Source organism: Klebsiella sp. H-Nf2 (genome assembly GCF_002806645.1).
GTDB classification, from domain to species: Bacteria; Pseudomonadota; Gammaproteobacteria; order Enterobacterales; family Enterobacteriaceae; genus Klebsiella; species Klebsiella variicola.
The window spans coordinates 151,738-166,216 of the sequence record NZ_PIBL01000005.1; the positions used below are offsets into that span (position 1 = coordinate 151,738).

12 protein-coding genes and 1 pseudogene are annotated in these 14,479 nt (G+C 57.4%); 8 read left to right on the forward strand and 5 right to left on the reverse strand.

Annotated elements, in window-relative coordinates; translation table 11 throughout:
- Positions 1-121: 121 nt before the first annotated feature.
- Positions 122-1,492, forward strand: coding sequence for an MFS transporter (locus CWM58_RS14680; protein ID WP_061154120.1), 1,371 nt, complete (start codon positions 122-124; stop codon positions 1,490-1,492).
- 69 nt (positions 1,493-1,561) lie between these two features.
- Here the strand turns inward: CWM58_RS14680 and htpX are convergent, their stop codons facing one another.
- The 4 genes and pseudogenes from htpX to CWM58_RS14700 form a co-directional block, all read right to left on the reverse strand.
- Positions 1,562-2,446 carry a protease HtpX gene (gene htpX, locus CWM58_RS14685; RefSeq protein WP_008804280.1) on the reverse strand — a complete coding sequence of 295 codons (885 nt, stop codon included), beginning with the start codon at positions 2,444-2,446 and terminating at the stop codon, positions 1,562-1,564.
- A gap of 234 nt (positions 2,447-2,680) precedes the next feature.
- Positions 2,681-4,729: a carboxy terminal-processing peptidase gene (gene prc / locus CWM58_RS14690; RefSeq protein ID WP_074385467.1), complete on the reverse strand. Its 2,049-nt coding sequence runs from the start codon at positions 4,727-4,729 to the stop codon at positions 2,681-2,683.
- Positions 4,730-4,748: 19 nt separating this feature from the next.
- On the reverse strand, positions 4,749-5,426 hold the full coding sequence (proQ, locus tag CWM58_RS14695; protein ID WP_008804278.1) for an RNA chaperone ProQ: 678 nt from the start codon (positions 5,424-5,426) through the stop codon (positions 4,749-4,751).
- An 81-nt stretch (positions 5,427-5,507) separates the two neighbouring features.
- A pseudogene (locus CWM58_RS14700) lies at positions 5,508-6,021 on the reverse strand (GAF domain-containing protein).
- 132 nt (positions 6,022-6,153) lie between these two features.
- Here CWM58_RS14700 and yebS point away from each other — a divergent pair.
- From yebS to CWM58_RS14725, 5 genes are all read left to right on the forward strand, one after another.
- Positions 6,154-7,437, forward strand: coding sequence for a membrane integrity lipid transport subunit YebS (gene yebS / locus CWM58_RS14705; RefSeq protein ID WP_074385466.1), 1,284 nt, complete (start codon positions 6,154-6,156; stop codon positions 7,435-7,437).
- Positions 7,406-10,039: a PqiB family protein gene (locus tag CWM58_RS14710; RefSeq protein ID WP_100681207.1), complete on the forward strand. Its 2,634-nt coding sequence runs from the start codon at positions 7,406-7,408 to the stop codon at positions 10,037-10,039. The genes yebS and CWM58_RS14710 overlap by 32 nt, the downstream gene beginning before the upstream one ends.
- 129 nt (positions 10,040-10,168) lie before the next feature.
- The gene (rsmF, locus tag CWM58_RS14715; protein WP_100681208.1) at positions 10,169-11,602 is read left to right on the forward strand and encodes a 16S rRNA (cytosine(1407)-C(5))-methyltransferase RsmF; all 1,434 of its coding nucleotides are present in this window, start codon (positions 10,169-10,171) and stop codon (positions 11,600-11,602) included.
- Between the two features lie 115 nt (positions 11,603-11,717).
- Positions 11,718-11,957, forward strand: coding sequence for a YebV family protein (locus CWM58_RS14720; protein ID WP_002911393.1), 240 nt, complete (start codon positions 11,718-11,720; stop codon positions 11,955-11,957).
- Between the two features lie 97 nt (positions 11,958-12,054).
- Positions 12,055-12,246, forward strand: coding sequence for a YebW family protein (locus CWM58_RS14725; RefSeq protein WP_100681209.1), 192 nt, complete (start codon positions 12,055-12,057; stop codon positions 12,244-12,246).
- Here CWM58_RS14725 and pphA read toward each other — a convergent pair.
- Entirely contained in the window at positions 12,243-12,896 is a 654-nt protein-coding gene (pphA, locus tag CWM58_RS14730; protein ID WP_100681210.1) for a protein-serine/threonine phosphatase, read from the reverse strand. The two genes, CWM58_RS14725 and pphA, sit on opposite strands and share 4 nt — an antisense overlap.
- Before the next feature lie 156 nt (positions 12,897-13,052).
- On the opposite strand from pphA, the gene CWM58_RS14735 reads away from it, so the two are divergent.
- Both CWM58_RS14735 and CWM58_RS28645 read left to right on the forward strand, forming a co-directional pair.
- The gene (locus CWM58_RS14735; RefSeq protein ID WP_061154113.1) at positions 13,053-14,021 is read left to right on the forward strand and encodes a VirK/YbjX family protein; all 969 of its coding nucleotides are present in this window, start codon (positions 13,053-13,055) and stop codon (positions 14,019-14,021) included.
- 103 nt (positions 14,022-14,124) lie between these two features.
- Positions 14,125-14,268 carry an Ecr family regulatory small membrane protein gene (locus tag CWM58_RS28645; protein WP_142667623.1) on the forward strand — a complete coding sequence of 48 codons (144 nt, stop codon included), beginning with the start codon at positions 14,125-14,127 and terminating at the stop codon, positions 14,266-14,268.
- The last annotated feature ends 211 nt before the right edge of the window (positions 14,269-14,479 follow it).

Below are 14,479 nucleotides of genomic sequence, written 5' to 3' on the forward strand. Positions count from 1 at the left end.
CGCCGCCTCTGCGCCGCAATCATTCTTCTGCCACTTCGTTACAAATCTGCGACATACTGCGGATTAATCAATGCTAAACTCATCATTCAAAAACCCGTTTCATTTAAGACTTATATTCACCATGGATAAAAATTCTTCCGATGGCGTGCCGCTGCCGCAACGCTATGGCGCCATTCTGACCATCGTGCTTGGGCTGACCATGGCCGTGCTCGACGGGGCTATCGCCAACGTCGCGCTCCCGACCATCGCCAGCGATCTTAACGCCTCGCCGGCGTCGTCAATCTGGATCGTCAACGCCTACCAAATCGCCATTGTTATCGCCCTGCTGCCGCTCTCCTTCCTCGGCGATATGGTCGGCTATCGCCGCATCTATAAGATAGGCCTGGTGGTGTTTATCTTTACCTCGCTGGCCTGCGCGCTGTCGCGTAGCCTCGAAATGCTGACCTTCGCCCGCGTCGCTCAGGGGCTGGGCGGCGCCGCGCTGATGAGCGTGAACACCGCGCTGATCCGCCTGATTTATCCGCAGCGCTTTCTCGGACGCGGCATGGGCATTAACTCCTTTGTCGTCGCGGTCTCATCAGCGGCAGGCCCGACTATCGCCGCGGCGATCCTTTCCCTCGCCTCATGGCAATGGCTGTTTTTAATTAACGTGCCTCTGGGGATCGTCGCGTTTGTTCTGGCCATGCGCTTTCTGCCGCCCAACAGCGCACGCAGCAAAATCATCCGCTTCGATCTGCCAAGCGCCATCATGAACGCCCTCACCTTCGGGCTGCTGATCACTGCGCTCAGCGGGTTCGCCCAGGGACAGTCTCTTCAACTGGTGCTGGCTGAAGTGGCCGCCATGCTGGTGGTGGGCTTCTTCTTTGTTCGCCGCCAGCTCAGCATGCCCGTCCCCCTGCTGCCGGTCGACCTGCTGCGCATCCCACTCTTCTCGCTTTCTATTTGCACCTCCATCTGCTCCTTCTGCGCGCAGATGCTGGCGATGGTTTCCCTGCCCTTCTTTCTGCAGTCAATGATGGGACGCAGCGAAGTGGAGACCGGCCTGCTGCTGACACCGTGGCCGCTGGCGACCATGGTGATGGCGCCGCTGGCTGGCTATTTGATTGAGAAATGCCATGCGGGGCTGCTGGGGGCCATCGGTCTGCTTATTATGGCCTGCGGCCTGTTCGGCCTGGCGCTACTGCCCGAGTCGCCGTCCGATCTGGATATCATCTGGCGCATGGCGCTGTGTGGCGCCGGTTTCGGGCTGTTCCAGTCACCGAATAACCATACGATTGTCGCCTCGGCCCCGAGTCATCGCAGCGGTGGCGCCAGCGGGATGCTGGGCACCGCCCGCCTGCTCGGTCAGAGCACCGGCGCGGCGCTGGTCGCCCTGCTGTTCAACCTGCTCGGCAACAGCGGCACCCATACTGCCCTGCTGCTGGCTGGTATTCTGGCGACCGTTGCCGCATTGATTAGCGGTCTGCGCGTCACCCAGCCGCGCGCAGCCTGATAAACGGCGGCAAAAAAAATCCGCAGCTTTCGGGCTGCGGATTTTTATTTTTAGCGTCGGACCGACGAATTACTTCAGATACTCACCGCTACGCAGGGCTTCAATACGCTTATCCAGCGGCGGGTGAGTCATAAACAGCTCGCTCATGGATTTCGCTTTACCATTGATGCAGAACGCCATCATGCTGCTGGCTTCCTGCGGCTCATAGCTGGTTTTCAGTCGCTGCAGGGCTGCAATCATCTTCTCGCGGCCCACCAGTCGCGCCGAGCCGGCGTCAGCGTGGAACTCGCGATGACGAGAGAACCACATGGTGATAATGCTGGCCAGAATACCGAACACCAGCTCCAGCACCGTGGCAACGGCAAAATAAATCAACGGGTTGCCATTGCTGCTCTCCCCTTCGTCTTCCCGGTTGCCGCCGAGGAAACCGGCCGCAATCTGGGCAATTACACGGGAGATAAAGATAACGAAGGTGTTCACTACCCCCTGGATCAGCGTCATGGTGACCATGTCGCCATTAGCGATGTGGCTGATTTCATGGGCAATGACTGCTTCCGCTTCATCACGACTCATGTTTTGTAACAGCCCGGTGCTGACGGCGACCAGCGAGGCGTCGCGACGCGCGCCTGTGGCAAAGGCGTTGATATCAGGCGCGTGGTAAATAGCCACCTGCGGCATGGCAATGCCCGCCTGCTGCGCCTGCTGGGCGACGGTGTGCATCAGCCAACGTTCCGTTTCGTTGCGCGGCTGCTCGATCACTTCCCCACCCACAGACTTCAGCGCCATCCATTTCGACATCATCAGTGAAACGATAGAACCACCGAAGCCGAACAGCAGGGCCATAATCAACAGACCGGTCATGCTGCTGGATTGGATCCCCGTGAGGCTTAACACCAGCCCGAACACGACCATCACTGCCAGGTTCGTCAGCAGGAAAAGCGCGATTCGCATCATAATTTTCTTTTTACCTCAATTTAACAAAACGCACTATGCGATTACCCACATCGTATGGGTCAGACTGCAATTTTCAACCATCAGCCCCCGCTAAGTCACGATAAAAACACAACTTTACATTTTGTAGCATCTTGCTGACAGCGACCGGGCAGGTTGACATTTTGTTAGTTGAGCTGAACGGGAATGACAAAAGCACAAAAAAAACGGGCACCTTCAGAGGTGCCCGTTTGCTGTTTATTTACTGGCTGGCGGTTCCACCGCCGGGCGCGCTTTTTCAAGATGCGCCAGGTCTACCGCGATATGGACCGTTTCATCAAGATACGGATCCGGCTCCTGGTAATCCTTCGCCAGGTCATCCAGTTTTTTCAGCGGCGGCTTGCCTTCGCGTTTCAGGCGATCGTTAATCCGCGCCAGACGAATCGCATCATCCTCTTCGTTCTCTTTCTCACGCTGGGCGTAGTTCAGAGAGACGATGTTACGCTTGTCCTTCATCGCGTTATAACGGGCAATATCCTTCATGATGTACTGGAACTCGGGATCCTGCGCGATACGCTCATCATGGCGCTTGAGCAGTTCCGGTCCAAACGGGGTCAGGTCCCCGGACTTCACATAGGTGGCCGCATTGATGCTGTCCCACGGCAGGGCGTTGTCTTCATACTGCTCGCCGGTTTCGCGATCTTCATTACCGGTTGGCATCATGATATCCGGCGTCACGCCTTTACGCTGCGTACTGCCGCCGTTAATGCGGTAGAACTTCTGGATGGTGTACTGGACGGAACCTAAGGCTGGCCAGTCCGGACGCAGCATCTGATCGTAGATACGATTCAACGAGCGATACTGCTGTACCGTCCCTTTACCGAAGGTCGGCTCGCCAACGATCAGCGCGCGGCCATAATCCTGCATCGCCGCGGCAAAGATCTCAGACGCCGAGGCGCTAAAGCGGTCAACCAGCACCACCAGCGGTCCTTTGTAATAGACCACGCCATCGTTGTCGCTGTCTTCGCGGACCTTGCCATTGTTATCCCGCACCTGCACCACCGGGCCGGACGGAATAAACAGACCCGAGAGCGATACCGCCTCGGTCAGCGCCCCGCCGCCGTTGCTGCGCAGATCAATGACGATACTGCTGACGTTCTGTTTTTCCAGCTTCTGCAACTGCACTTTCACGTCATCGGTCAGGCCAACGTAAAAGCCCGGAATATCCAGCACGCCGACTTTTTCTTTACCGACGGTTTTCACCGACATCTTCACCGCGCGGTCTTCCAGACGGATCCGCTCGCGGGTCAGAGTCACGATACGCGTCTTGGCTCCTTTGCCGGCCGGCAGGATCTCAAGGCGCACTTTGCTGCCCTTCGGCCCTTTAATCAGCGCGACAACATCATCCAGACGCCAGCCGATGACATCAACCATCGGCTTCCCGGTCTGGCCAACGCCAACGATGCGGTCGCCGACACTGATCGCTTTGCTCTTCGCGGCCGGACCGCCCGCCACCAGCGAATTGATGACGGTGTAGTCATCATCCATCTGCAGGACAGCGCCGATCCCCTCGAGAGAGAGGCTCATCTCAGTGTTGAACTGCTCGGTATTACGTGGAGACAGATAGTTGGTGTGCGGGTCGATTTCGCGAGCGAAGGCAGTCATCGCCAGCGAGAAAACATCTTCGCTGTTGGTTTGCGCCAGACGACGGATCGCGAACTTATAGCGACGGGTTAAGGTGTCGCGGATCTCTTTATCGTCTTTACCCGCCAGCTTCAGGCTTAACTGGTCAAACTTAACCTTGGCGTCCCACAGCTTGTTCAGCTCGGCCTCATCTTTTGGCCACGGTGCTTTGGAGCGATCAAGGTTGAAATTATCGTTGCCGGTAAAGTCCATCGGACGTTCCAGCACCTTCAGCGCATACTGATAGCGCTCAAAGCGACGCTGCTGCGCCAGGTTGTAGAGGTCGTAGAAGACGTCCAGTTTCCCGGTGCGCAGTTCGTCGCCGATTTGGTCTTTTTTGGCCGCAAACTTCGCCACATCGCTGGCCAGCAGCACATTATGGCTGTAGTCCAGCAGGTTCAGATAACGGTCAAAAATCTTTGCCGAGAAGGCGTTGTCGAGATCAAACTGACGGTAGTGAGAGCGGGTAAAGCGCGACGTCACGCGCTCGCTCACCGTCGCGTGCTGCGGCTCTTCTTTCAGCACGGGAATTTGATCTGCTCGGGTTATTTCATCAACAGCGAAAGCATGGCCTGCTATTGCCAGCAGGCCCGCAAGCGCGGTGATTTTAAAAAATGTGTTCATGCCTGGCCCGGCCTCCGTTTCAGAACACCAGGTGTTCTGCGCGTACAATCATTGACATACCAGAAGTCAGCTGTACACGAACGCCATCTTTGGTGATTTCCAGAACGGTGGCGTCCATTGCGTTATTGCCTGCTTTTACCTTCAGCGCCTGGCCGACGGTCAGAACGGAAACATCCGATACCGGAGTATGACGCTCTTCACGCGGGGCTTTGGCCGCAACAGGACGCGGTTTACGCTGTTCAGCGCCTTCTTTACGACGCGGCTGCTGAGGACGCGGTTTACGCTCGCGGCGAACCCCTTCATCCTGCTGGCCTGCGGCGGCGGCGGCTTCGCGTTTTTTCGCCTGCTGGGCAGCGCGCTGCGTCTGAACGCGAGCTTTTGCTTCTTCCAGCTGCTGACGCGCATGGGCGATGTGCTGTTCTTCCAGTTCGCCACACGGGTTGCCGTCCAGGTCAACGCGGATAGCGCCGGCTTTCACGCCGTACAGATAACGCCAGCTAGACGTGTAGAGACGTAATGCAGCGCGAAGCTGGGTTTTGCTGAGATTCATCTCACCACCCACTCGCTCAACGAGATCCTGAAAAATACCAATTTTCAGGGGGCGCGCTTCGCCTTCAGCGCTAAAGCACTGAGGGAAACGTTCGGCCAGAAAGGCGATAACTTCTTTACTGCTATTCAACTTAGGTTGATTTTCCATGAAATTTCCTGATTACAACGGACGTAGCCAACAAGCCGCAGGCATGAACAGGCGACATTATAATGACGTCCTCGCTAAATGCTACGTTATCCGTTGATTATCCCACGACACGGGTAAAGATTTTTTGATAATCAGTGGCCGCGATACGTTTTTCGAGTTGCTCGACCAGCGTGCGCAACCCCTGCTCATCTTCAGCGGTGAAGCGGCCGTATGCCGGGCTGTCGATATCCAGCACGCCGATAATCTGGTCGTTCACGCGCAGGGGAAAGACGATTTCCGAATTACTGGCCGCATCGCAGGCAATATGACCATCAAACGCATGCACGTCCTCAACGCGCTGGACCTGGGCTTGCGCCACCGCGGCGCCGCACACGCCGCGACCGACCGGAATGCGCACACAGGCCAGTTTGCCCTGGAACGGCCCCAATACCAGGGTATCGCCTTCCAGAAGATAGAAACCGGCCCAGTTGACTTCGCTCAGCCGCTCGAACAGCAACGCGCTGGTATTGGCGATCATCGCCAGAAAACTGGTTTCACCTGCCATTAATGCCTGGAAATCGCGGTTTAGATCCGCGTAAAATTCTGTTTTGCTCATTATATCTTCACTTGGTTGTCTTACTGCCTGATACGTACAGCCTACTAAAATAAGCATTAAATGCGCTTAGGCTCAAGATGAATTCATTCATAGGTTAAGATAGTGGGATACATTCATTCCTGTACGTAATAAATGCCGATAAAAACACCAACGATCAAACCTGCGAAGAAGATGGTCGTGCATGCCGTCAGCACGCCGCTTCCCTATGCGCATTATCAGCGCTGTACGCAGTGTGACATGCTCTTTCGCTTACCGGTGCTTAAACGCTACCAAAGCGCCTGGTGTCCACGCTGTAACGCGAAGGTGCGTGATGGGCGCGACTGGTCGCTGACGCGTCTGGGCAGCATGGCTGTTGCGATGCTGCTGTTAATGCCTTTTGCCTGGTCTGAACCTCTGCTGCGCCTGCATCTGTTGGGCGTACGCATCGACGCCAACGTCCTGCAGGGGATCTGGCAGATGACCGCACAGGGTGACCCGCTTACCGCCGCCATGGTGCTGTTTTGCGCGGTGGTCGCCCCGGTGCTGCTGGTGGTCTCGATTAGCTATCTTTGGCTGGGCAACGTCCTGGGGATGAACCTGCGCCCGGTGCTGCTGATGCTCGGCAAGCTCAAAGAGTGGGTGATGCTGGATATCTATCTGGTGGGTATTGGCGTCGCCTCCATCAAGGTGCAGGATTACGCCTTTCTGCAGCCCGGCATCGGCCTGGTGGCGTTTATCTCGCTGACGCTGCTGAGCATCCTGACGCTTATTCACATGAACGTCGAAGAGCTGTGGGAGCGTTTCTACCCTGAACGGCCGGCGACCCGCGCCGATAATAATCTGCAGGTGTGCACCAGTTGCCACTACACCGGCTACCGCGACGCGCGTGGCCGCTGCCGACGCTGCCACACCCCGCTGCATCATCGCCGGCCCCAGAGCCTGCAGCGCAGCTGGGCGGCGCTGGTCGCTTCGATGATTTTCCTCTTACCGGCCAACCTGCTGCCGATCTCGATCATCTATGTCAATGGTGCGCGCCAGGACGATACGATCCTCTCCGGGATAATCTCCCTTGCCAACAGCAATATCGCCATCGCCGGGGTGGTGTTTATCGCCAGTATTTTGGTGCCATTCACCAAAGTTATAGTGTTATTTACCCTCCTGGTCAGCATACAATTCAAGTGTGAGCAGGGGTTGCGCACCCGCATCCTGCTGCTGCGGCTGATAACCTGGATTGGCCGCTGGTCGATGTTGGATCTGTTTGTTATCTCACTCACCATGTCGCTAATAAATCGCGATCAGCTCCTCGCCTTCACCATGGGGCCGGCGGCGGTTTACTTCGGCGGTGCAGTAATTTTAACTATTCTTGCAGTTGAATGGCTGGACAGCCGCTTACTTTGGGACGCACATGAGTCAGGAATCGCCCGCTTCGCAGACTGAAGCCAGAATAAAAACTAAACGCCGCATCTCGCCATTCTGGCTGTTGCCGGTCATCGCGCTACTGATTGCCGCCTGGCTCATCTGGACCAGCTTTGACGACCGCGGATCGACGATTACCATCGATTTCCAGTCCGCTAACGGCATCGTCCCGGGGCGGACGCCTATCCGCTATCAGGGGGTGGAAGTCGGCACCGTCCAGGATATTAGCCTCAGTAAAGACCTGAGCAAGATTGAGGTTTCCGCCAGCATCAAACGCGATATGAAAGATGCACTGCGTAAAGAGACCCAGTTCTGGCTGGTCACGCCGAAAGCCTCTCTGGCCGGGGTCTCCGGGCTGGATGCGCTGGTGGGCGGGAACTACATTGGCATGATGCCAGGCAAAGGCGATCCCGAAGATCACTTCGTGGCCCTCGACACTCAGCCGAAATACCGCATCAACAACGGCGAGCTGATGATCCACCTGCAGGCGCCTGACCTTGGCTCCCTGAGCAGCGGCTCGCTGGTCTATTTCCGCAAGATCCCGGTCGGACGCGTGTATGACTTCACCCTGAATGCCAATAATCAGGGAGTCACCATCGATGTCCTGATCGAACGCCGGTTTACCAACCTGGTGAAAAAAGGCAGCCGATTCTGGAACGTCTCCGGGATCAAAGCCGACGTCGGCCTGAGTGGGGCAAAAGTGCAGCTGGAGAACCTTTCTGCACTGGTGAACGGCGCTATCGCCTTTGACTCCCCCGCCGATTCGCAGGTTGCGGCGCAAAACGATGACTATCATCTGTACGAAGATCTGGCGCATAGCCAGCGTGGTGTGCTGGTCACCCTCGACCTGCCCGACGGCGATGGGCTGAAAGCAGGCTCGACGCCGCTGATGTATCAGGGGCTGGAAGTGGGCCAGTTAAGTAAGCTGAATCTTAACCCCGGCGGCAAGGTGACCGGCGAGATGACCGTCGACCCGAGCGTGGTGACGCTGCTGCGTGAGAAAACGCTGATTCAGATGAAGAAGCCGAAGATCTCCCTCGACAACCCCAGCGTCAGCGCCCTGCTCACCGGCAATACCTTTGAACTGGTACCCGGGGAAGGCGAGCCGCGCAATCACTTCTCGGTCATGCCAGCAGATAAAGCATTGCTGGAGGAACCCAACGTCGCCACCGTCACGCTCTCCGCGCCGGAAAGTTACGGGATTGACGGCGGCCAGCCGCTGGTGCTGCACGGAGTAAAAGTCGGCCAGGTGCTGGAGCGCAAACTGACGGCTAAAGGTGTCACCTTCCAGGTCGCCATTGCGCCGGAATACCGCGATCTCATTCGCGGCGACAGCAAGTTTGTGGTTAACAGCCGTCTGGATGTCAAAGTCGGACTCGATGGCGTGCAGGTGCTGGGAGCCAGCGCCAGCGAGTGGGTCAATGGCGGGATCCGGGTCATTCCGGGAGAAAAAGGCGAAATGCAGAGCAGCTACCCGCTGTACGCCAACCTCGAAAAGGCCCAGGAAAACAGCCTGAGTGAAGTGCCGACCACCACCTTAAGCCTCTCAGCGGAGACCCTGCCTGACGTTCAGGCCGGCTCGGTTGTGCTGTATCGTAAATTCGCCGTCGGCGAAATCATCTCCGTCAAACCGCGCAGCGACGTGTTCGATATCGATCTGCATATCAAGCCGGAGTACCGCTACCTGCTGACCAACAACAGCGTCTTCTGGGCCGAAGGAGGTGCGAAGGTCAAACTTGACGGCAACGGGCTCACCGTCCAGGCCTCGCCGCTGGCGCGTGCCATTAAAGGGGCGATCAGTTTCGATAACCTCAACGGCAGTAGCGCCAACGCGCGGCTGAATAACAAACGTATCCTTTATGCTTCTGAAACGGCGGCACGCGCCGTGGGCGGCCAGATCACCCTGCACGCGTTTGACGCCGGGAAGATGGCGGCCGGGATGCCGATTCGTTATCTCGGCATCGATATCGGTCAGATCCAGTCGCTGGAGCTGATCACCGCCAAAAACGAAGTGCAGGCGAAAGCGGTGCTCTACCCGGAATACGTCGGCACCTTCGCCCGGGCCGGGACCCGCTTCTCGGTGATCACCCCGCAAATCTCCGCCGCGGGAGTCGAGCATCTGGACACCCTGTTCCAGTCGTATATCAACGTTGAGCCCGGACGCGGCCCGGCGCGCCGCGACTTTGAGATCCAGGATACGACGATCAGCGACTCACGCTATATCGACGGCCTGAACATTGTGGTGGAAGCGCCGGAGGCGGGGTCGCTTGGCATCGGTACGCCGGTCCTGTTCCGCGGCCTTGAAGTGGGGACGGTCACCGGCCTGTCGCTGGGGTCGATGTCCGATCGGGTGATGGTGAAACTGCGTATCAGCAAGCGCTACCAGTATCTGGTACGCAATAACTCGGTGTTCTGGCTGGCCTCAGGTTACAGCCTCGACTTCGGCCTGATTGGCGGCGTGGTGAAAACCGGGACCTTCAATCAGTTTATCCGCGGTGGGATCGCGTTTGCCACGCCGCCGGGTACGCCGCTGGCGCCAAAGGCTCAGGATGGCAAGCACTTCCTGCTGCAGGAGAGCGAGCCGAAAGAGTGGCGGGAATGGGGCACCGCCCTGCCACAGTAACCCTCACGACCCCTTCTCCCGCCCCCGGCCAACGCCGGGGCGGGAAGATAACCAACCGCACGCCCCGGTGTCCTGCACCGGGGCGTTTGTGCTAAACTGCGCACCCTTTTTTTCTGTGGTGCGCTGCCTGTGGCTGAAAATACTGTCTATTTCCCTGAAGCGTTTCTCGCTCAAATGCGTGCGGCAATGCCCGCGCACCTCTCCTTCGACGACTTTATCGCCGCCTGCCAGCGCCCGCTACGCCGCAGTATTCGCGTCAACACGCTGAAGATTAGCGTTGATGATTTCCTCTCTCTGGTCGCCCCGTATGGCTGGCAGCTGACGCCGGTCCCCTGGTGCGAAGAGGGATTCTGGATCGAGCGGGACAACGACGATGCGCTGCCGCTGGGCAGTACCGCCGAACATCTCAGCGGGCTGTTCTATATTCAGGAAGCAAGCTCGATGCTACCGGTCGCCGCCCTGTTCGCTGATAACCCGCAGCCTGAACGAGTGATGGACGTTGCCGCTGCGCCGGGGTCAAAGACCACCCAGATCGCCGCCCGAATGGGTAACGCGGGCGGTATCCTGGCCAATGAGTTCTCCGCCAGCCGGGTGAAGGTGCTGCATGCCAACATCAGCCGCTGCGGCATCAGTAACGTCGCCCTGACCCACTTCGATGGCCGGGTTTTCGGCGCGGCGCTACCTGAAGCTTTCGACGCCATCCTGCTTGATGCTCCCTGTTCGGGCGAAGGCGTGGTGCGTAAAGATGCTGACGCGCTGAAAAACTGGTCGCCGGAGAGCAACCTCGACATTGCCGCCACCCAGCGCGAACTTATCGACAGCGCCTTCCATGCCCTGCGTCCTGGCGGGACGCTGGTGTATTCGACCTGCACCCTGAATCGCGAGGAAAATCAGGCGGTCGTTCAGTGGCTGCTGTCCCGTTATCCGCAGGCAGTGGAGATCCTGCCGCTGGGAGATCTGTTTTCCGGCGCGGCCGATGCCTTAACCGCTGAAGGGTTTCTGCACGTGTTCCCGCAGATCTACGATTGCGAAGGCTTCTTCGTTGCTCGTCTGCGCAAGACTGCGGCGATCGATCCGCTCCCGGCGCCAGGCTATAAGGTCGGCAAATTCCCGTTTGTTCCGCTGAAGGGCCGGGAAGCCGCCGCGGTAACCGCCGCCGCCAACGCTATTGGCCTCGAGTGGGACGCGGGCCATACGCTGTGGCAGCGGGATAAAGAGCTGTGGCTGTTCCCGCAGGCTATGGAGCCCCTGTTTGGCAAGGTGCGTTTTTCACGCATCGGCGTACGCCTGGCGGAGGTGCACAACAAGGGTTACCGCTGGCAGCATGAGGCGGTTATCGCCTTTGCCGCGCCGCAGCGCGCCTTCGAGCTGACGCAGGAGGAAGCGGAGGAGTGGTATCGCGGACGCGACGTCTATCCGCAGACCGCGCCGCAGCAGGATGAAGCCATCGTGACCTTCCAGGGTGTCCCGCTGGGCCTGGCCAAGCGCGTCGGCTCCCGCCTGAAGAACAGCTACCCGCGTGAACTGGTGCGCGATGGGAAACTTTTTGCCGGCAAGGTGTGACGTCGTGCAAAAAATACGCATTTTTTGACTGGCGATTTTCACCCCATTGACTACGCTGAAAAATGACGACCTCAACTGGTCGTACCACAACTCAGCTGAAAAATGGGGTGAAGCGATGAGTAAAACCAATGTCCGCATCGGCGCGTTTGAGATAGACGATGCCGAACTGCACGGTGAACATCAGGGAGAGCGAACGTTAAGTATTCCCTGCAAATCCGATCCAGATTTATGTATGCAGCTTGACGCCTGGGATGCCGATACCAGCGTGCCCGCCATTCTCAATGGCGAACATTCCGTTCTCTACCGTAAACATTACGACCGCCAGTCTGATGCTTGGGTCATGCGCCTTGCCTGACTCAAATGAACCCGTCGCCAGAGACGGGTTATTTATTTCCCCGTCCCGCTGTCATCCCCTACACTAAATAGTATGTGAACCCGAACATGAGGCCAGGATGTTTGCCTTGGTGTTGTTTATTTGCTATCTGGATGGCGGCTGTGAGGACATTGTGGTTAACGTCTACCGCGAGGAAACGCAGTGTTTAGTGGCGATGGAGGATCAGCGGATCCGCCACGGCGGCTGCTATCCGATAGAAGATTTTATTGACGGCTTCTGGCAACCCGCCAGCGAATACAGCGACTTTTAACCTGCCGACTGCAGCGCCACCAGCGTCAGCGCCCCGCCAAACACAGCGCCCGTATCAATATAGTGTTGATTATCGCGTTCGTAAGGCGCGCGAAGCGGCGTATGACCAAACCAGAAATGGTCTGCTCCGGCGATGGCGCCATGACGTCCCGCCAGATGTTCGCTCAGGCGATGACGGCTCCATAATACCCGCTGGGGATCCACCGGCTGCTGCCAGCGATAGACTGACGCCGGATAATCGGCATGGGCGATAACATGCCGGGCATCTGCACACCCAACTTCAATAATCAACGGTAGCCGCTGGCAACGCGCTAACAACCGGTCGGCTTCGGCCTGCTGCTGCCCGGTGCCCCGGACATACCAGTCGCCGCCGTTCATCTGCCAGAGTGCCATATCCCCGCTCTCCAGCGCCTCCAGCGCCATCTGTTCATGATTCCCACGCACCGACCTGAACCAGCGGCAGCGCAGCAGGGCGAGGCAGTCAGCGCTCTGCGGACCGCGATCGATCAGATCGCCAACGGAGATCAGCAGATCGGCCCAGGGATCAAAGCGCAACTGGCGCAGTCGGCCCATCAGTAGCGCAAAGCAACCATGCAGATCGCCCATCAGCCAGATATTACGCCAGTCGCTACCATTAATACGTTGATACATATAATTACCTCTCTGCTGTAATTATAGGTAATTGCGCCGGATCCCCGGTGATTTTTATTTACACCTCAATCGATTTTAAACAAACGGGAAATATAGTCGGCCAGAGGATTAAGCTTATCAGAGGCTCGCTTTAAAATAGGAGGAAATAACAACGAGGTGTTTATCGTGACAGACAATAGCCTGCATTCAACCAGCGTACTTGCGCCGCGCTCGCATCTTATTGCCGATCTGGTGATGGGCAGACTAATACCTGCACCTATCTGGCGGCAGAGAAATTTTCGCCTTAAATTTCTGCTGCGTACGGCGTTATTTTATAGCCCCACCAAAGCGATGCTTGAGGCGCTTAGCGCCCGCGATGATTTTAACCAGCTTCTGGCCGCGCAGGCGACCTTGCCGGGGAAAGTGCACCGTCAGTACCTGACGCGCGATCTTAACGCCTGGCAGCGGGCGATGGCGGTGATAAGTCATTATCGCTACATCGATACCCTGCAGGGGTCGCTGCTGGCGCATGCCATGACCGCGGTGAGCGAGGTCCCGCTGCTGACGCTGAACGGAAAAGACGACAGCCCGTTCACGCTCTCCGCCTCGTCTGCCGGGAAGGCTGAGCGTGAGGGCGAAACCACGCTGTGGCTACGTGACAACAACAACACCCTGTTGGCCAGCGCAACCTTTAGCGTGACCTGGGACGGTGAAGCCTGGCAGCTGGTCATTGGCGGCCTACAGGGGCCACGGCGCCACGTTTCCCATGAGGTGATTAAGCAGGCCACTCGCGCCTGCTTCGGCCTGTTCCCGAAGCGCCTGCTGCTGGAGTTCATCTGGCTGCTGGCTGCTCGCAGCGCTATCGAGTCGATTTATGGCGTCAGCGATAATGGCCATGTGTTCCGTGCCCTGCGCTATCGCCTGAGCAAGGGCCGCCATTTCCACGCCAGTTACGACGAGTTCTGGCAGTCCATCGACGGTAAGCCGGAAAGCGCCTGGCGCTGGCGGCTGCCGCAGCGTCTGGAACGCAAACCACTGGAGAGTATCGCCAGTAAAAAACGGGCTGAATACCGGCGTCGGTTCCAGCTGCTGGATCAGCTGGCTGAGCAGGTGGACATCCTGACGCAACCGCGCCATGGCACGTAAATTTCGCTGCCGGTAACGCCGCGCTGACACGCGGCGTTTGCTTATTCGGTACTTATTTCGCTACTATCATGGCCCCAGGCGCCATTGGATAGTGGTTGGCATGATGAGTAAAACCGAAATTTTCCTGCTAATTATTCTTGCGGTCATTCTGCTGGGCTGCGTATGGTTTATTTTTAGCGATGAAATTTGGCTTTTGCTCTGCTATCTCGAAAGTAAGATATACCCCACCTTTAGCGTTCCTGAATAATTTCAACCGCCACACATAGCGCATTTGCTTATTATTTTTAGCGATACGGTCGTTCGATGATAGCTAATCGCATGAATTGCCAAATCTATTAGACTTTGCTCATTTTATTTATCATACAAATATGTATACTAGCAGACTTCCGATGTTGGCCCGCCTGTTAACCTGCACGCCGGGCCTGGTTAGGTGCAGGTTTTTTCTTTTCTCTTTCCAC